Below are 19,365 nucleotides of genomic sequence, written 5' to 3' on the forward strand. Positions count from 1 at the left end.
AAACAATAAAAATGAAAAACCATTTTTTAAAATATACTTTTTTGGGTCTTGTCGTTTTGATGAGTCCAAAAATTGAGGCACAAAACAAAGCAGAAAAGGTTGATGAATTATCTATTTACCGCGCTACTCCTTTAAAAACACACGATTTAATTCATACCAAATTGGAAGTTTCATTCGATTACGGAAAACGTTATTTGTACGGAAAAGAATGGATTACTTTAAAACCTCATTTTTACGAAACCGATTCGCTTAAGCTGGATGCAAAAGGAATGGATTTTAAAGAAATTGCTATTATTGACGGTAAAAAAAGTATTCCGTTGCAATACAAATACGATAATGAAGAGCTTTCAATCGCTTTAAATAGAAAATACAAAAGCACAGAAAAGTATACTATTTTTATTAATTACACCGCAAAACCTGCAGAACTGAAAAGCAAAGCGGGCGAATCGATTACCAACTCAAACGGATTGTATTTTATTAATCCTGACGGAAAAGGTGACAAACCAACACAAATTTGGACGCAAGGCGAAACGGAAGCTTCTTCTTGCTGGTTCCCAACAATCGATAAACCAAATCAGAAAACAACTTCTGAAATTGCAATGACTGTTGAGGCAAAATATACGACTCTTTCAAACGGTAAATTAGCCTCGCAAAAAGTAAATAAAGACGGAACAAGAACGGATATCTGGAAAATGGAACAGCCAAATGCGCCTTATTTGTTTATGATGGCCGTTGGTGATTTTAAAATCTATAAAGATTCGTATAATGGCAAAGAAGTCAGCTATTATTTAGAGCCAAAATACGCGCCTTATGCCAAACAGATTTTTTATAAAACGCCAGATATGATGAATTTTTACAGCAAAATGCTTGGTGTAGAATATCCTTGGGCAAAATATGCACAAATTGTGGTGAAAGATTATTTTGGAGGCGCCATGGAAAATACTTCTGCGACAGTTCATGGCGAATATGTTCAAAAAACAGAACGAGAATTATTAGATGATAATCAGGAAAGTACCATTGCTCACGAGCTTTTTCATCAATGGTTTGGAGATTATGTAACCGCTGAGTCTTGGTCGAACTTAACAATGAATGAATCGTTTGCTACTTTTGGTGAAGTACTTTGGCATGGGCACGATGCTGGACAAGATGGTGAAGACAGATCTCGTTATGAAAAATTGCAGAATTATTTACGCTCTCAAAAAAATGGTGACAGCCCTATTTTAGCACGTTTTCATTACAGAAACGCAGACGATATGTTTGACAATATCAGCTATTCTAAAGGTTCGATTATTTTATATGCCATGAAAAACCAAATGGGTGACGAAGCTTTTTTTAAAGGATTAAATCATTATTTAACTACAAATGCTTATAAATCTGGCGAACCGCATCAGTTGCGTTTATCGATGGAAGAAGTGACTGGAAAAGACTGGCTGCCATATTTCGATCAATGGTATTATAATGCTGGAAGTCCGATTCTAGATGTGAGCTACAAATATGCTAATGGGAAAATCATCATTACTATAAATCAATCTCAAGATAGTTCGGTGCAAACCTTTACACTGCCTTTAAAAGTTGATTTTTATGCAAACGGAACTAAAATCAGAAAAGATATTTTAATTGATAAAAGACAACAAAGTTTCAGTTTTGATCTTCCTTCAAAACCTGAATTTATTGATCTAGATCCAGATAAAATCTTAGTTGGAGAAGTGAATGTCGATAAAAAAACGGCTGCTGACTATCTTTATCAATATAAAAATGCGCCATCATATTACAACCGAATCGAAGCTATAAAATTTGCTTCAAAAGACAGAAGTCAGGAGTCACAGCTTATTTTACTAGAAGGTCTAAAAGATCCTCAAGAAGATTTAAGAGTATTGAGTATCAAAGCAATTGATTTAAATGAAAAACAAACCAAAGATCAGGTTTTAAAAACGCTTCTTGATATTGCTAAAAATGACAAAAAAACTATTGCAAGAGCAAATGCTATTGTAAAATTAGCTTCTACAGGAGATGCTTCTTATAAAGCATTGATGGACGAAAGCATTAAAGAACAATCATACAACGTAATTGCTGCAGGATTAACAGGATTAACAAAATATGCACCAGCCGAAGCAGATAAAGCATTGGCTTCATTAGATGACGATACCAAAAAACATGTAACGCCGTTAATGAAAAGATTTAGTAGTCAAAAATAATTATAGGAATTCTTAGAATCTGTTTTGTTTTTGAAAACCTCTCTAATTTGGTTCATTAGAGAGGTTGTTTTTAACTCATAGGAAAATACAAACGAAGTTTAATTTAAACACATAGAAACATAGTTTTTTCTTGCTTCTTTTTAAGACTACAGAAAAAGCTAGCTTTAACACATAGTTCTATGTGCATTAAAATTAGTGAAACGCCTTTTTTAAGTTTACAATGACTATGTTTCTATGTGTTTATAATTACATCGAACTAATTAAAAAAAATGCCCTAAAAGCATTGAACACCAAATTACTCATTTATGAAAACTACTTTTTTTAAATCTACTATAGTTCTAGTTCTTTTGTTCGGATGGACAATTGCATCGGCACAAATGATTAAGACTAAAACCCCAGCACGTGCCAAAGGACAGCAAGATGTATTGCGAATGGCTGCAGATCCAATTCCAACCGTTCGCGTTGCTTTCATCGGACTTGGAATGCGTGGGCCTGGCGCGGTAGAACGTATGACACATATTCCGGGTGTAGAAATTGTAGCGTTGTGCGACATGACTCAAGAAAATACTGCAAAATCAAATGAGATTTTAACGAAAGCTGGTTTTCCAAAAGCACAAGAATTCTATGGTGACGAAAATGCTTGGAGAAAAGTAACAGCCTTGCCAAACGTAGATTTAGTATATGTTGCCACAGACTGGAAACATCATGCTATAATTGGAGTTCAGGCTATGAAAGATGGAAAACATGTTGCAATTGAAGTTCCAGGAGCTTTAACTATGAAAGAAATCTGGGAACTGATCGACACTTCTGAGAAAACAAGAAAACATTGTATGCAATTGGAAAACTGCGTTTATGATTTCTTTGAATTAACAACATTAAACATGGCACAACAAGGTGTTTTTGGAGAAATTCTTCATGCTGAAGGTTCTTACATTCATGGTTTACAGCCTTTCTGGGGAGAATACTGGAACAACTGGAGAATGGATTACAATATCAAACACCGCGGCGATGTTTATGCGACACACGGTATGGGGCCTGCGTGTCAGGCACTAAACATTCATCGCGGTGACAAAATGAATTTCTTGGTTTCTATGGATACAAAAGCCGTGGGAAATCCTGCTTATATCAAAGAAAAATCAGGACAGGAAATTAAAGATTTTAGAAATGGTGATCACACGATGACAATGATTCGTACTGAAAACGGAAAAACAATCCAAATTCAGCACGATGTGACTTCTCCTCGCCCCTACAGCAGAATGTATCAGTTGAGTGGAACAAAAGGTTTTGCCAATAAATATCCATTGGAAGGTTATGCTTTAGATGGAAAAGAATTAAGTGATGATGTAAAACCAAATCACGAAAAACTGAGCGCACATTCTTTTGTTCCAGAAGAAGTGAAAAAAGCATTGATGGAAAAATACAAACACCCAATTGCCAAAGGAATTGAAGAACAAGCCAAAAAAGTAGGCGGTCACGGCGGAATGGATTTTATTATGGATTATCGTTTAATTCACTGCCTTCAAAAAGGGCTTCCGCTTGATATGGACGTTTACGATTTAGCAGAATGGTCCTGCCTTGGCCCATTAACAGAAATTTCATTAGACCATAATTCAGCTCCTGTTGAAATTCCAGATTTTACGCGTGGAGGCTGGAATAAACTTAAAAAATTAGAGTTTTCAGAATAAATATTATTGGTTAGTTAAAGTGGGGTCAAGAGAGCAAAGTAGATGTTGTTCTCTTGTCTGTTTTAGACCGTTCATGAAATTTAGATTGTAAAAAATATGTCGCTCCTCTGGAGCTTTATATTGTAAGCTTCTATTCTATGCTATAAATATTTCGCTTCTCCGAAGCTTGCAAAAAAAAAGAGCTGTCTCTTGAGACAGCTCCTTTATTAAATATTTAAACAAAAAATTAATTCCAGTTGAACGTAATTTTCTTTTCGATTTCACTACTTAAACTTAGAAAAACCGGACAAGTCATTGCAGCACGTTCTAAAATAGTTTTGCTTTTTTCGTCAGCGTTGCTTTTCATTTGAAATACAATTTCGATTGCTCCAATTCTTCTAGGTTCAGCATTCATAATTTTAGTTACTTCTGCTGTAGAACCAACAAAATCAACTTCTAAATCACGAGCTTTGATTCCCATAATTGTCATCATGCAACTTGCTAATGCGTTTGCTACAGTATCTGTGGGAGAAAATGCTTCTCCTTTTCCGTTGTTATCTACTGGTGCGTCAGAAATGATTTCGCTTCCTGATTGCACGTGAATTGAACTTGTTCTTAAATCTCCTAAATAGGTTACTTTTGATGTCATTAATTTGCTACTTTTAAAGTTAAGTCACTATCATAATATAAGATGTAAACGCCTTTATTAGCGTGTCCGCCATCTTCTTTTCTATAATATTGAAATTTATTATCTACTTGCTGAGTCGTCATCAAGTCAGCTGTTTCCTGAAATGTTTTTCCCTGCATCAAACGCATCATCGTGTCAAATGTCACATCGAAACCTCTAGTCGCATAAGTCGTTGGATTAGCTTTGTTTTTCAGACGATACTGTTTTTCATAAATTAAAACTGGCTGTTCGTCGCTCTCACGGGTAACAGATGGATACATCAATTTCAGTTTCACCAAATTATCAAAACTAATTTCATCTGTATCTAATGTGCTGTTTGGTTCCAAAATTACCAATTGTACCTGACATGTTTTCTGAGAATCAAGCAGAGCTTTTATTGTTGCTTTAACCATTGCGGTATTACCTGTTTCCATTACAACATAATTCATTCGATTTGGCAGCAACAAACTTTTTAGATTAGCAACATCTAATCCGCCAGTCTCAGTCAAAGAAGCAAATGCCACCCCTTTTTGATTTTGTTTGATATAATTGATAACCGATTCTTTTTTCTTATCTACTACCGCAACAATATTACCGTTTTTAGAACGCATATAATCAAAAACCGAATTTTTAATTACGTCATTTGAAGGTATAGTTTGGTATAAATTCTCAATCGGATTGGCACTATCTTTTGATAATGGCGAAATTACAGGAACATTATACGAGCGTAACATGTTTGCTGTCGTTTCTGCGTTACTTTGGTAAAATGGCCCAATTACAGCATCTGCATCTTGAAGTTTCGGAGTTAAGCCAACAACATTAGAAGTTGTTTTGGTTTCTTGAGAATCGTAAATAGCAACATCAATTGGCAGTTTTAATGTCTTTGCAGAATCAATCGCCATCAAAGCTCCAGAATAAAAATCTAGAGTCATATTTAAGAACTTATCGTTTTTAATTCTATTAGCCGTTCCAGAAGTATCGCTTTGTACTTTTGCCATATTAAAAGGAAGCAATAAAACTACTTTTTTACGCTCGTTAATCCCTCTTTTTTTGGTCAATTCTACAATTTCTGCATTTTCGTTTTCAGTAGATTTTACTTTATCGACAATCTTAATTCCGCCTCCAGTAGTTTCCATTGGTTTGCTTAATGAAGAATCAGCTGGTTTTTCAGTAGGCACCTGAGCTGCAATAATTGGAGCCGGCGCAATATATCCAGCAGGAACTTTCAAAACCATTCCTTCTTTCACCCCTTCTGAAAGTGGCGGATTTAATGCTACTAATTCATCTTGTGTTAAATGAAAAACCCTTCCTAAACTATAAAAAGTTTCTTTTGGCTTTACCTGATAATCCATGTAAGTAACCGCTTTTTTAGAAGCCTCAGCAGTTTTTTTACTTTCAGCAGGTTTTATTGTTTCTGCTGGAACGCTATCCGTTTTTGGTGCTGTTCCTTTTATAGTTAATCTGTAACCAACTGGCAGGCTTGAAACAATATCCGGATTGCGTTTTTCCAATTCGTCAACAGTCATGTTGTACTGTTTTGCAATTCCAAATTTTGTTTCTTTTGGCTGTACGTCATGGTAAACATATTTTTCAGCACCTTTTTCTTTAGTAGGTTTGGCAGCTGTTTTTGGAGTTGTTCCTTTTGCAGGAATAACCAGTTTCTGTCCAATCTGAACTCCAGTTTTTTCTAAAAACGGATTTGCCGCTTTTAAAGCTTCATCTGAAATTCCGTACTTGTGCTCAATGCTGTAAAATGTTTCTTTAGGCTGCACTTCGTGAATTATTTCTTTTCCTGAAGCTACAGATTTAGTTTCAACAACCTCTTTTTTTGCTTCCCCTGTTTTTGTTGGAATTAAAAGCACAGAGTTTGGCACCAATCCTGTTCTAGCATCTGGATTGAGTTGATAAATATCAAAAGGTGTTACTTTAAATTTCTGTGCAATCTGATTAATCGTCTCACCGCTTGATACTTTATACTTCACCACTTTTTCCTGCGAAAAAGCACTTGAACTAATAAAAAATACAAAGGATAATAATGTTAAATAATATTTCATAATAAGGCTTAAAACAATTTAATTTTTAATTCTAAAATAAGTTTCAATTCTGCTAAAAGCAAAATTCGCGCCGTTTGTTTATTGCAATAAAATTACCTCAAGTCGATTTCTACTTTGGCAATTATGATTTCTTTATATAACTCATCTTCTTCTTTTTTCTTGCATTTATAAAGCACTTCTTCCATGTTTTCATACTTATCGGTATAAACATAGTACGAAAGACTGTTAATATTGAAAAAGAAACTAGCGTTAAAAGCACCAGAATCAATGAGTTTCATAATAAACTTATCGCGGTCAACTGCGTCTGTAAATATACCTAAAACTAAGTAATACCCGTTTGAAACTTCTCTAAGATTATCATAAACTTCTACTTTTACTGTTTTGTCAGTTCTTAAAGGATTGTCTTTCAATTCCTGTTTCATTTCTTCTAATGAAATTATTTTTGAATTTTCAGCGGTATTATTTTTCTTCTGTTTTTTAACCGCTTCGTCTTGATATTTTTTTAATTTCACCAAAGCCAATTTATCATCAAATTTTCTAGCTTCCATGCTATAATAAGTAGCTTTGCTGATGTGTCTTTTTACTTCAATTTTTTTCTGAGTATCCAAAGAATCAATTTTAGCAATCAAAAGCTGATTTTTTTCATCTCCTTTTTGCTGCTCTTCTTTATAGCGTTTAATTTCTTCTAAAGATAAACGCTGTTGCAAAGGCTCTGTATTGGCCTTTTTTTCACTTTCGCGGATTTTCTTCTTATATTCCTGATTTTCCTCAACAGCAATTTTCTCTACTTTGTTCATCAATCCGGCATAAACTTTTCTGTTTTCCGCCAATTCTTTTTTCAGCTGAGAAGATAATTCATTGGTTTTATTGATGCCTTCAGAAGACTGTTTCTCTAATCTTTTCGATTCTTCAACATTCAAAATATCCATTCGCTTCAATTCCTTCAGATCGTCGTTCATTGAACTGACAAGCGAATCTAATTTTGCCATTAAAACATCTTGAACATTTTTATTGGCTTCTAAAACCAGACGCAGTTTTTCAACTGAGTTTTCTTTAGAGCCATTCATATCATTCAGATTCACTTTCAAATCATTAATCTTTATAATTTTCTGATTCATTTCTTTCTGAACAACCAAACGGTCTTTCAAATCTTCAATTTCAACTGTTTTCGCTTTTGTTTTTTCAACCACAACCTGTTTTTCAGCTAAAGCCAACATTAATTCTTCGCTCTCATTTGCTGGTTTTATTGCTTTGGTATTAATAGCCAATTTGTTCCCGACAATTAATCCGTTTACGATTTCGGGATTTTGAGACTCTAATTGATCGATTGAAATGCGGTATTTCTTTGCAATCGAAAACTTGGTTTCTTTTGGTTCAACAACATGAAAAACCGTTTCCTGATTAATAACACGAACCCTTCCGTCTAATGTTTTTCTTTTGTTTGGAATTGAAATCGTCTGTCCAATTTGCAATCCGTTAATTAAAATATCTTTATTTAGGTTTTCTAAATCTTCAACCGAAACATTGTATTGTCTTGCAATACTAAAAAGCGATTCTTTCGCCAAAACCTGATGAGAAGTTTTAGATGAAATAACATTTTCTTGTTTTGAAGAATACTCTAAATTTTGAGGAATAATTAATTCTTGACCAATTTGAAGTCCGCTGGCCAAAATTTCCTGATTGGCATTTTGGATGGCTTCTACCGAAACATGATATTGTTTTGACAAACCAAACAATGTTTCTTTTGGTGCAACAATATGGGTTTGCTGCTTTGAAGTTGTGTTTTCTGAGTGGTGAACTGGAATCTTTAAAACCTGATTGTCTTTGATTCCGTTTTGCGATTCAGGGTTGAGTTTGTAAATCTCGTCTACAGAAACCTTGTATTTTTGGGCAATGAAAAAAGCGGTTTCTCCTTTTTGAATTCTGTGTTCAATTATTGCATCTTGTGCAGTTATTTTGTTAAAAGACAAAACAAACACAAGAGAAATCGTTAAAAGTTCTCTCATAAATAGTAGGTTATAAAAAATTAAGGCCTTACAAATGTAAGACCTTAATTTTAAATTATACTACTATTCCCACTCAATTGTTGCAGGTGGTTTTGAACTAATATCGTAAACTACACGATTCACGCCTTTTACTTTATTGATGATATCATTTGACACTTTCATCAAGAAATCGTAAGGTAAATGAACCCAGTCAGCTGTCATACCGTCAGTTGATTCTACAGCTCTAAGCGCTACTACTTTTTCGTAAGTACGCTCATCACCCATAACACCAACACTGTTTACAGGAAGCAAAATTGCTCCAGCCTGCCAAACTTTATCGTATAATCCCCAAGATTTTAATCCTTCGATAAATACAGAATCTACATCTTGTAAAATTCTAACTTTCTCTGGAGTAATATCTCCTAAAATTCTAATTGATAATCCTGGTCCAGGGAAAGGGTGCCTTCCTAACAATTCAGGATCTATTCCTAATGTAGCTCCAACTCTACGAACTTCGTCTTTAAACAACATTCTAAGTGGTTCTACAATTTTTAATTTCATATAATCTGGCAATCCACCAACATTATGGTGCGATTTAATTGTCGCAGATGGTCCTTTTACCGAAACAGACTCGATAACGTCTGGGTAAATAGTTCCTTGCGCTAACCATTTTACGTCTTCTAATAAGTGTGATTCATCATCAAAAACTTCGATAAAAACACGACCGATTGTTTTACGTTTCGTTTCTGGATCACTAATTCCAGCTAATTCGCCAAGGAAACGATCTCCAGCATCTACACCTTTTACATTCAATCCCATTCCTTTGTATTGATCTAATACATTTTGGAATTCATTTTTACGAAGTAAACCGTTATTTACGAAGATGCAATATAAATTTTGTCCGATTGCTTTGTTTAATAAAACTGCTGCTACAGTAGAATCTACTCCTCCAGATAAACCAAGAACTACTTTATCGTTTCCTAATTTCTCTTTTAATTCTGCTACCATTTCATCAACGAAAGCATTTGGAGTAAAGTTTTGAGGAACTTCAGCAATTTTAACTAAGAAGTTTTCCAGCATTTTCTTTCCATCTGTTGAATGGTAAACCTCTGGATGGTATTGAATTGCATAAGTAGTTTCGCCTTCAATTTTGTAAGCTGCATATTCTACATCATGTGTGCTTGCAAGCTTTACAGCATTTGTTGGAAGCGCTTTGATACTATCGCTATGGCTCATCCAAACTTGGCTATTTTCTGAAACTCCTTCAAAAAAAGTTTCGCCTTCTTTAATGTAAGACAAGTTTGCTCTTCCATATTCTCTTGTGTTTGAAGCAGCAACTTCTCCACCACTAAAGTGTGCTAAATATTGTGCTCCGTAACAAACAGCAAGTAAAGGCATTTTACCTCTAATTTGCGATAAATCAGGATGTGGCGCATCTTCTCCTCTAACAGAGAAAGGGCTTCCTCCTAAAATTACGGCTTTATAACTTGATAAATCACTTGGAATGTGATTGTAAGGAAAAATTTCGCAGAATATATTTAATTCGCGAACTCTACGCGCAATAAGCTGAGTATATTGCGACCCGAAATCTAAAATAAGTACGTTGTGTTGCATGCGCAAAAGTACTTTTTATATTCGAAATTCAAAAATCGGAACGTTGAAAAAATAAATATTTTTTTTCAATGTTCCGATTTTTAGACTGAAAGGTTCTGAGTAGCAAAGGTTCAAAGTTTTTTTTCTTTGCTCCCTTTAAACCTTTGTAACTTTGAACCTCAAAAAAAATCCAAACAATCCAAAAATTCGTATCTAACGAAAAACCGATATTAAATTTAACTATGAAATCAAAAATTATTGCCTTGACAGCTTTCTTGTCCATCTTTTTTAGTTCGTGCGACACTGTTGATGATTTGCTAACTTTTACTATTTCAAACAATGCTTCGATTAAAATTCAAAGCACTTCACCAATTAACTTGCCATCGGAGATTATTACGCCCGAGGTTACAACCAATTCATCTGCGGAATTTGAAAACAACAAAACAAAAGCAAATCTAGTAAAAGATGTAAAGCTAAGATCGCTGAAACTTTCGATTACAGATCCTTCCGATAAAACTTTCACATTTCTAAAATCGGTTCATTTGTATATCTCAACAGCAAATTCAGAAGAAATTGAATTAGCGTATGCAGACAATATTAATGTATCGAGCAATTCAGTTGATTTAATTTGTACAGACAAAAGATTAGATGAATACATTAAAGCAGATAGTTACAAAATAAGAACACAGGTAACTTTAAAAGAAACTTTAACTAAAGATGTTACAGTAAAAGCAGAAATGAAATTTAAGGTGACTGCCGATCCTTTCTAGTCTAAGATGCTAAGACACTAAGGTTCTAAGATTCTGAGATTTTAATCAGATTGTATAAAAAAAGGAGATTCTAAAAATAGAATCTCCTTTTTGTTTGCATTAAAGTTTCTGAAAAAAAACTTAGTATCTTAGAACCTTACTATCTTAGCATCTTAAAAAAATCACTCTTTCGTCACAATAATAGATGCCTTAAATCCTGCAGCTAGATTATCCCAATAATCATTTGTTACCAGATTACCTTTATCATCAAAGACTTGAATTTCGGCTGTATTTCCTCCTAATGTTCCTATATTTAGGGCTTCAAAATCTAATTTATTAAAGCCTGGTGTAAGATTAATTTTTACTTGCTGAAAATTAGAATCCAGTAAAATTCTATCGCGAATTACGTTGTCATTTGAAGAAACTTTTACTAAATCACCGTCAATTGCTCCGAAATCTCGGAACTTAACAATAAAGAATTCCGATTTGGTTCTAAAATCTCCTAAAGAAATATTTTTCTTTACCAATACTCCACGACCTTCTCTTAGTCCGGCATCTTTTAAAGATTTATCTAAATCTTTCTCCATTTTTGCCACATATCGATCGCCTGGATTAGCAAAATCGGTTTCTGTAGACATTGTAAACTTGCTTTTCTCTTCTCCAATCTGAAATTTTGATTTTGGAGTTATACTCGTATTTTCAAAAACATTTGGAGTTTTAATTGCTGGCATATCATTAAAATCTGCCTGCGGATCTTTGACTTGAGGAATCGGAGTCTTTTTAGGCTTGGCAGTAAATTTCCCTCCAGGAATAGTTTTGAATTTAGTACTAGACTCTATTTGGGCTGATACAGACAGTGCAGTAAAAAATAATATGAAAAATAAAATGTGCTTCATTGAAAAAAGTATTATCGAATCGCCTTTTATAATTAATATAAATCAAAAGTCCAGCTTCACAAAAATAGTATAATTTACTAACTTGCTACAACTTTAGGAGTTTTATAACATTAAATTAAGCTAATTTTTGGAATCAAAAAACCTGCCAAAATTTTTTATTTCAAAAAAAAATAAATTTCAAATTTCAAATCTTATAAATTCCAAAAATTCACTTTATAAAAACATTCAGCATTTTGATTATTAACAACTTATTCTTAACTTGAAGACTTTATTTACCATTTATAAATCTCAGAAAAATGGATTATATCGATTATTACAAAGTATTAGATGTTACAAAATCGGCTACTGAAGCAGACATCAAAAAAGCATATCGAAAACTGGCAAGAAAATACCATCCTGATTTGAATCCGAATGATAAAGAAGCCGAGAAGAAATTCAAAGAAATAAACGAAGCCAACGAAGTTTTAAGCAATCCTGAAAATCGAAAAAAATACGATAAATACGGAAAAGACTGGAAACATGCTGACGAATTTGAAAAAGCAGGTTACGATCCTAATCAGCAGCAAAGCAGACAGCAAGGTGGTTATCAATATTCTGAAGGTGATTTCTCTGGTTTTGGAGGTGGAGACTTTTCTGGAAGCGACTTTTCAGATTTTTTCAATTCGATGTATGGAGGCGGAAAATCGAGATCGCAGGCTAAATATAGAGGACAGGATTTTAATGCCGAATTGGAACTGGATCTTAAAGCCGCTTATACCACGCATAAACAAAACTTAACTGTAAACGGAAAAAATATTCGAATTACAATTCCTGCTGGTGTAGAAAATGGACAGATTATTAAAATTCCGAATCATGGCGGTCCAGGTGTTAATGGCGGACCAAATGGCGATTTATACATCACTTTTATAATTTCTAACAATTCAGATTTTAAACGAGAAGGCAACAATCTTTATGCCGAGGCTCCAATTGATTTATACACGGCAATTTTAGGCGGAGAAACTTACATCAATACTTTTGACGGAAAGGTAAAAATTAAAGTGCCACCAGAAACACAGCCTGGAACCAAAGTGAAGTTAAAAGGAAAAGGCTTCCCTGTTTATAAAAAAGAAAATCAGTTTGGTGATTTATACATAACATACACTATAAAACTCCCAACAAAACTGTCGAATAAAGAAAAAGAATTATTTGAAGAATTAGCAAAACTCAGAAGTCATGAAAAATAAAAATTTGATCCAGATAAAACAGTTTTGTATTTACCACGAAATTGAAAATACTTTTATAACCGAACTTAACAACTACGGACTCATTCATATTATTACACAAGAAAATGACGAATTTCTGGAACCAGAACAGCTTCCAACGGTCGAAAAAATGATTCGAATGCATTACGATCTTAAAATAAATCTGGAAGGAATTGATGCAATTGCACATTTATTAAATAAGATTGAAGCCTTACAGCAAAATTTAAATACGGTACAAAACAAGCTTCGACTTTACGAAGAAAAAGAAACCGAATAACGATTAATATCACAAAAAAGCTTGATTTCTGAATTGATTTCAAGCTTTTTTTAATCGCTGTCAAAACCATAATTCTTAAATTGCAGCATCTTTAATCAACCTGAATTTGCTTTTAAAACCATACAGACAAATTCGCAAAAATTATAAAAAATGAAAAGAGAAAACATCTTAACTGGATCTCCGTGGGAAGACAAAATGGGATATTGCCGTGCCGTAAGAATTGGCAATATTGTGGAAGTTTCTGGAACTGTAGCCATTGTTGACGGCGATAAAGTAAAAGCTGATGACGCTTATGCTCAAACGTATAATATTTTGGAACGAGTAGAAAAAGTTTTAGAAGATTTAAATGTAAGCATGAAAGACGTTATTAGAACAAGAATTTTCACAACAGACGTTTCTACTTTCGAAGAAGTAGCTAGAGCACACTCTGCTTTCTTTAAAGATGTAAAACCAACTACAGGATTCTACGGAATCAGTAAATTGGTCGCTCCAGAATATTTGGTGGAAATCGAATTTACAGCTGTAGTATAATATTTTTTTTTGCCACGAATTTCGCTAATTCCACTAATTATTTTTCTTATGCCACAGATTAACTGGATTAAAATGATTGTTTTTTTCCTTTTAATTCGTGAAAATTGGCGAAATTCGTGGCAAACTTTTTAGAATTCATTAATGACTTCATTAAATCCTAAACAATTCCTGCTCTCTCTTCCAAAATGGATTCTTATCTGTGCATTAATAGGTATACTTTCCGGATCGGCTTCAGCATTTTTCTTGGTTTCTTTAGAATGGGTGACACAATTTAGAATTCAGCACGACTGGATTATTTGGCTTTTGCCTTTCGGCGGATTTTTGGTTGGATTGAGTTATTATTATTGGGGAGAATCAGTTGCAAAAGGAAATAATCTTTTACTGGAAGAATATGAAAATCCTAAAAAAGTCATCCCTTTTAAGATGGCTCCATTAGTTCTTTTAGGAACGCTTTTGACTCATTTATTTGGAGGATCTGCAGGACGCGAAGGAACAGCCGTTCAAATGGGAGGCGCAATTGCCGATCAATTCACAAAGTTTTTCAATCTAAATAATTCAGAACGCCGAATTTTAATCATTCTCGGTATCAGTGCCGGATTTGCTTCAGTATTTGGAACACCTCTTGCGGGAGCTATTTTTGCTTTGGAAGTTTTATATTTCAGTAAAATTAATTTTAAAAGCATTCTCCTTTCATTTTTAGTGGCTTATGCAGCTTATTTTACTGTAGAATTCTGGGAAATTAAACATACACATTACAGTATTCCAATTGTTCCAGAACTTAGTTTAAACAACATTTTATACACTATTATTGTTGGAATTTTATCTGGATTTGCTGCTCTATTATTTTCTAGAAGCACACATTTCTGGGGTTCTCTTTTTTCAAAAAATATTAAGTATCCTCCACTTCGTCCTGTAATTGGCGGTGTAGTTTTGGCTATTGCCATTGCTGGTTTCGGATTTACAAAATTCTCTGGTTTGGGAGTTCCCGTTATTGTCGATTCTTTTTCCAACACAAACCAATGGTACGATTTTCTGCTTAAAATTTTATTCACCGGATTCACGTTAGGAGCTGGCTTTAAAGGTGGCGAAGTAACTCCGTTATTTTTTGTCGGAGCTACTTTAGGAAGTGCCTTATCCACTGTAATTCCGATGCCAATTGCGCTTTTAGCAGGAATCGGATTTGTTGCGGTTTTCTCAGGCGCAACCCACACTCCTATTGCCTGTACCGTTATGGGAATGGAATTGTTCGGAATTGCTCCCGGAATCTTCATCGCAATTGCCTGTACAATTGCTTATTTTTCTTCTGGTTCTGTCGGAATTTACAAATCTCAAATTGTAAAAGGTGCGAAATATAAATTGTATCAGAGGTTTCTTTAAACGGAGTTTTCAGTGGCAGTCGCAGTTTACACTCTCAGTTTCAAAATAAAAAAATCCGTCCAAATCCGCGTTTTCACGATAGCGAATCAGTTTCATCCACGCACATTTTTTTTACCCCTAAAATATCTGAAAACTGAAACTGAAAACTGCGACTAAATATTTTCAGCATTACATTAAAAAAATGTAAATTCGCAAACTATGAAAATACAAGATATTCAAGCAATTCAATTATTGCTTGCTACGCCAAAGAAAATTGCAATTATTCCGCACAGAGGACCAGATGGTGACGCCATGGGTTCGACTCTAGCTTTATACCATTTTTTACTCAAAAATAATCATCAGCCAACAGTTATTTCTCCAAATGATTTTCCTGATTTTTTAGCTTGGCTTCCAGGTTCAGAAACAGTTAAAGTTTATGAAAAAGACACTCAAAACTGCATTAAAATATTAGAAGAAGCTGAACTTATTTTTACGCTAGATTTTAATGCTTTTCATCGCACTGGCGAAATGGAGCATACTCTGGCAAAACTTACAGCACCATTTATCATGATCGATCATCATGAAAAACCTCATGATTATGCTGCTTATACGTACTCAGACACTTCTTTCGGATCTACTTGCGAAATGGTTTATAATTTTATTGCCTTTTTAAATAAAAAAGAAGATATAGATAAAACCATAGCAACTTGTATCTATACTGGAATTTTGACTGATTCTGGTTCATTCCGTTTTCCTGGAACTACAGGAAACACGCATAGAATTATTGCCGAATTAATTGATTTAGGAGTTGAGAACACTCAAATTCCGGTTTTACTATACGATAATAGTTCTTTTAGCCGTTTGCAGTTATTAGGCCGTGCACTTCAAAATATGAAAATTTTTGAAGAACATAAAACGTCTTACATGACTCTTACACAAGAAGAACTGGATTCGTTTAACTATGTAAAAGGCGATACTGAAGGAATTGTAAACTACGGATTAAGCATTCGCGGAATTGTTTTTACAGCCATATTTATTGAAAACAAAGAAGAAAAAATAATTAAAATTTCTTTCCGTTCTCAAGGAGGATTTGATGTAAATCAATTTGCAAGAGATCACTTTAACGGAGGCGGACATGTTAATGCAGCTGGAGGAAGATCTGAAGATTCTATGGAAAACACCATTAATAAATTTGAAGATTTAGTAAAAAAACTAAAATTATAGTCCAAATCATGAATTACCTAAAACTTAGCATTTACACTTTGCTTTTTGCTGTTTTAATAAGCAGCTGTAAGCATCATGAAGAAGCCAGAAGACCAATTTCTAGAGCTTCGGGAACATTCATGAAAAAATCGGCAGACCGAAATAAAAAATTAGTGGCCAACGAAGAGGAAGTCATAAAAAAAATAATCAAAAGCAATCCGAAAGTAAAGTATTTTGCCACTCCAAAAGGATATTGGTTTTGCTACGAAGAAAAGAATGCTACAGAAACTCTAGCTCCTAGAAAAGGCGATATTGCCTATTTTAACATGGAAATAAAAGACATAAAAGGCAACGTCATTTATTCAGAATCTGATCTTGGACCTCAAACTTATTATGTAGACAAACAAGACATTATGATGGGGCTGCGCGATGGAATCAAAAGAATGCATAAAAATGAAACTGTTACGTTTTTATTTCCATCACATATGGCTTATGGATATCATGGAGACAATAAAAAAATTGGCACGAACGAATCTTTAATTGTTACCGTTACGCTTAGAAATTTTGTTCCAGATCCAACTGCACAAACAGCAAAACCTGCTGCACAGCCTACTCAAACCGTAACACCAAAACCTGCAGTTGCAAAGCCTGCAGCGCCAGCTAAAAAAGACACATTAACTCAATAAACAATATCTTAAAATGAAAAAGAGTATTTTATTATTACTAATAGCCGTAAGCTCATTTTATTCTTGTAAAGACGATCATAGCAATCTGCCAGATGGTTTATATGCTGACATCGAGACAAACAAAGGTCACATTATTGTAGAACTTGATTACAAAAAAGCCCCAATAACAGTCGCTAACTTCGTGACTTTAGCTGAAGGTAAAAACGAGTTTGTAACACATGAAAACCTTAAAAACAAGCCTTTCTTTGATGGTCTGAAATTCCATAGAGTTATTGAAAGCTTCATGATTCAGAGTGGTGATCCATTAGGAACTGGTTCTGGAGATACTGGTTATAAATTTAAAGATGAATTTTCAGATTTAAAATTTGACAAAGCAGGTGTTTTGGCAATGGCTAATAATGGTCCAGGCACAAACAGCAGCCAATTTTTTATCACACATGTTGAAACTCCTTGGTTAGACGGAAAACATACCATTTTTGGTCATGTTGTAGATGCAAAAGATCAGGAAGTAGTAAACAAAGTGGTACAAGGCGACAATATCGTTTCTATAACTATTATCAGAAATGGTGAAGCCGCTAAGAAATTTGATGCTGTAAAAGTATTCCATGATTATTTTGCTGACATTGCAAAAGAACAAAGCAAATACGCTGGCGTTCAAAAAGCAAAAGTAGATTATTATGCTGCTTTAAAAGCAAAAGCAACTAAAACTACTAGTGGTTTAGAATATGTAATTACAGAAAAAGGAAGCGGTAAAAAACCTGTTGCAGGAAGTCCAATTTACATTCATTACGCTGGTTTCCTTGAAGACGGAACTTTATTTGACGCTAGTATCGAAGAAGTGGCAAAACAATTCGGAAAATACGATCCTGCGAGAGCAGCACAAGGCGGCTACCAACCAATTCAATTTCAAGCTGGCAAAAAAGACGGTTTAATTCCTGGTTTTATTGAAGGAGTTGAGCAATTATCTTACGGAGATAAAGCAGTTCTTTTCATTCCATCTCACTTAGCTTATGGAGCAACTGGTGCTGGAGGTGTGATTCCGCCAAATGCTAATATCATCTTCGAAATCCAGATTTCAGACAAACAGTAATTGAATTAAAGACTTAAAATTTTAAAAGCAATGAAATATAAATTTCTATTTTTATTTTGCTTAGCAATAGTAAATATTCAAGCCCAAACTAAAAAACCTGCAACAAAACCCGCAGCAAAACCTACAAGCAAAGCAGTTGTAGCCACAAATCCTGGTGATGGAATTTTTGCTACAATCTCTACAACAAAAGGAGATATTGTCCTTTCTTTAGAATATGTAAAAGCTCCTGTTACAGTAGCAAACTTTATTACTTTGGTAGAAGGTACAAATCCTAACGTTAAAGCTTCACTTAAAGGAAAACCATTTTATAATGGATTAAAATTTCACCGAGTTATTAATGATTTCATGATTCAAGGTGGTGATCCTGACGGAAATGGTTCTGGAGGCCCAGGATTTTCGTTTAAAGATGAATTTGTAGACGATTTAAAATTCGAAAAAGGTGGAGTTCTAGCAATGGCAAATTCTGGTCCAGCAACAAACGGAAGCCAATTTTTCATTACACATAAAGATACACCTTGGTTAAACGGAAAACACACTATTTTTGGTCATGTTGTTTCTGGGATGGATAATGTAAATAAAATTGTTCAGGATGATTTAATGACAAAAATTGTTATTACACGTAAAGGTGCAGCAGCAAAGAAATTTGATGCATTAAAAGTCTTAAGTGATGATGTAAAAAAAGAAGCAGCGAAAAAAGAAGAAGCAAAAAAAGTAATAACTGCTAAAGCGGCCTATTTTAAAGACTTAAAAGCAAAAGCAACCACTACAACCTCTGGTTTAAAATACGTAGTAACTCAAAAAGGTACTGGCGTTAAAGGTGCTGAAGGTTCTACAATCTATTTTCACTATGCAGGATATTTTGAAGATGGCACTTTATTTGACAGCAGTATGGCTCAAGTAGCAAAAGCATACGGAAAATATGATGCAAATAGAGATGCACAAGGCGGTTACAAAGCTTTTCCTTTTACAGTTGGTAAAAAAGATGGAATGATCCCTGGTTTTATTGAAGCCCTTGATATGATGACAGACGGAGAAAAAGCAACTTTCTTCCTGCCTTCAAATTTAGCTTATGGCGAAAAAGGCGCTGGCGGAGTTATTCCACCAAATGCAACTTTGATTTTTGAAATCGAAACCTATCAAAACCAACCTAAGTAATTAGGAAACAAAGAAGATTAACT

At 34.2% G+C, this 19,365-nt stretch carries 16 protein-coding genes; 11 read left to right on the forward strand and 5 right to left on the reverse strand.

The genetic code is table 11. The features are described from left to right. The first annotated feature begins 11 nt into the window (after positions 1 to 11). Together AAYQ05_RS06965 and AAYQ05_RS06970 are read left to right on the forward strand one after the other, a co-directional pair. Positions 12 to 2,195, forward strand: a complete 2,184-nt coding sequence (locus tag AAYQ05_RS06965; RefSeq protein WP_343542171.1) for a M1 family metallopeptidase — start codon at positions 12 to 14, stop codon at positions 2,193 to 2,195. Between the two features lie 305 nt (positions 2,196 to 2,500). After that, positions 2,501 to 3,880: a Gfo/Idh/MocA family protein gene (locus AAYQ05_RS06970; RefSeq protein ID WP_343542173.1), complete on the forward strand. Its 1,380-nt coding sequence runs from the start codon at positions 2,501 to 2,503 to the stop codon at positions 3,878 to 3,880. A 226-nt stretch (positions 3,881 to 4,106) separates the two neighbouring features. Here AAYQ05_RS06970 and AAYQ05_RS06975 read toward each other — a convergent pair whose 3' ends face one another. The 4 genes from AAYQ05_RS06975 to guaA form a co-directional block, all read right to left on the reverse strand. Then, positions 4,107 to 4,508, reverse strand: coding sequence for an OsmC family protein (locus tag AAYQ05_RS06975; protein WP_111378679.1), 402 nt, complete (start codon positions 4,506 to 4,508; stop codon positions 4,107 to 4,109). After that, positions 4,508 to 6,580, reverse strand: coding sequence for a PBP1 and LysM peptidoglycan-binding domain-containing protein (locus tag AAYQ05_RS06980; protein WP_343542176.1), 2,073 nt, complete (start codon positions 6,578 to 6,580; stop codon positions 4,508 to 4,510). Before AAYQ05_RS06980 ends, AAYQ05_RS06975 begins: the two co-directional genes overlap by 1 nt. A gap of 92 nt (positions 6,581 to 6,672) precedes the next feature. Next, entirely contained in the window at positions 6,673 to 8,586 is a 1,914-nt protein-coding gene (locus AAYQ05_RS06985; RefSeq protein WP_343542178.1) for a LysM peptidoglycan-binding domain-containing protein, read from the reverse strand. Between the two features lie 63 nt (positions 8,587 to 8,649). After that, a complete protein-coding gene (gene guaA / locus AAYQ05_RS06990) occupies positions 8,650 to 10,179 on the reverse strand; it encodes a glutamine-hydrolyzing GMP synthase (protein ID WP_163411064.1) in 1,530 nt (509 codons plus the stop codon). 221 nt (positions 10,180 to 10,400) lie between these two features. On the opposite strand from guaA, the gene AAYQ05_RS06995 reads away from it, so the two are divergent. Next, the gene (locus tag AAYQ05_RS06995) at positions 10,401 to 10,928 is read left to right on the forward strand and encodes a hypothetical protein (protein ID WP_343542181.1); all 528 of its coding nucleotides are present in this window, start codon (positions 10,401 to 10,403) and stop codon (positions 10,926 to 10,928) included. 161 nt (positions 10,929 to 11,089) lie between these two features. Here the strand turns inward: AAYQ05_RS06995 and AAYQ05_RS07000 are convergent, their stop codons facing one another. Beyond that, positions 11,090 to 11,803, reverse strand: coding sequence for a hypothetical protein (locus AAYQ05_RS07000; protein ID WP_343542184.1), 714 nt, complete (start codon positions 11,801 to 11,803; stop codon positions 11,090 to 11,092). Positions 11,804 to 12,099: 296 nt separating this feature from the next. Here AAYQ05_RS07000 and AAYQ05_RS07005 point away from each other — a divergent pair, with 296 nt between their 5' ends. The 8 genes from AAYQ05_RS07005 to AAYQ05_RS07040 all read left to right on the forward strand — a co-directional run bounded on the left by AAYQ05_RS07005 (position 12,100) and on the right by AAYQ05_RS07040 (position 19,342). Further along, positions 12,100 to 13,026 (forward strand): DnaJ C-terminal domain-containing protein, encoded by a 927-nt coding sequence (locus AAYQ05_RS07005; protein ID WP_343542187.1) that lies wholly within the window; start codon positions 12,100 to 12,102, stop codon positions 13,024 to 13,026. After that, positions 13,016 to 13,321 carry a chaperone modulator CbpM gene (locus tag AAYQ05_RS07010; protein WP_281631892.1) on the forward strand — a complete coding sequence of 102 codons (306 nt, stop codon included), beginning with the start codon at positions 13,016 to 13,018 and terminating at the stop codon, positions 13,319 to 13,321. Before AAYQ05_RS07005 ends, AAYQ05_RS07010 begins: the two co-directional genes overlap by 11 nt. Before the next feature lie 150 nt (positions 13,322 to 13,471). Next, positions 13,472 to 13,852 carry a RidA family protein gene (locus AAYQ05_RS07015; RefSeq protein ID WP_281631891.1) on the forward strand — a complete coding sequence of 127 codons (381 nt, stop codon included), beginning with the start codon at positions 13,472 to 13,474 and terminating at the stop codon, positions 13,850 to 13,852. A gap of 141 nt (positions 13,853 to 13,993) precedes the next feature. Continuing rightward, entirely contained in the window at positions 13,994 to 15,229 is a 1,236-nt protein-coding gene (locus tag AAYQ05_RS07020; RefSeq protein WP_343542188.1) for a voltage-gated chloride channel family protein, read from the forward strand. A gap of 198 nt (positions 15,230 to 15,427) precedes the next feature. After that, positions 15,428 to 16,432 (forward strand): DHH family phosphoesterase, encoded by a 1,005-nt coding sequence (locus AAYQ05_RS07025; protein WP_177210299.1) that lies wholly within the window; start codon positions 15,428 to 15,430, stop codon positions 16,430 to 16,432. Between the two features lie 8 nt (positions 16,433 to 16,440). After that, the gene (gene gldI, locus AAYQ05_RS07030; RefSeq protein WP_343542189.1) at positions 16,441 to 17,097 is read left to right on the forward strand and encodes a gliding motility-associated peptidyl-prolyl isomerase GldI; all 657 of its coding nucleotides are present in this window, start codon (positions 16,441 to 16,443) and stop codon (positions 17,095 to 17,097) included. A gap of 13 nt (positions 17,098 to 17,110) precedes the next feature. Then, positions 17,111 to 18,187, forward strand: a complete 1,077-nt coding sequence (locus AAYQ05_RS07035; protein ID WP_343542191.1) for a peptidylprolyl isomerase — start codon at positions 17,111 to 17,113, stop codon at positions 18,185 to 18,187. Positions 18,188 to 18,217: 30 nt separating this feature from the next. Then, positions 18,218 to 19,342 (forward strand): peptidylprolyl isomerase, encoded by a 1,125-nt coding sequence (locus tag AAYQ05_RS07040; RefSeq protein ID WP_343542193.1) that lies wholly within the window; start codon positions 18,218 to 18,220, stop codon positions 19,340 to 19,342. The last annotated feature ends 23 nt before the right edge of the window (positions 19,343 to 19,365 follow it).

It is taken from the genome of Flavobacterium movens (assembly GCF_039581425.1).
GTDB classification, from domain to species: Bacteria; Bacteroidota; Bacteroidia; order Flavobacteriales; family Flavobacteriaceae; genus Flavobacterium; species Flavobacterium luteolum.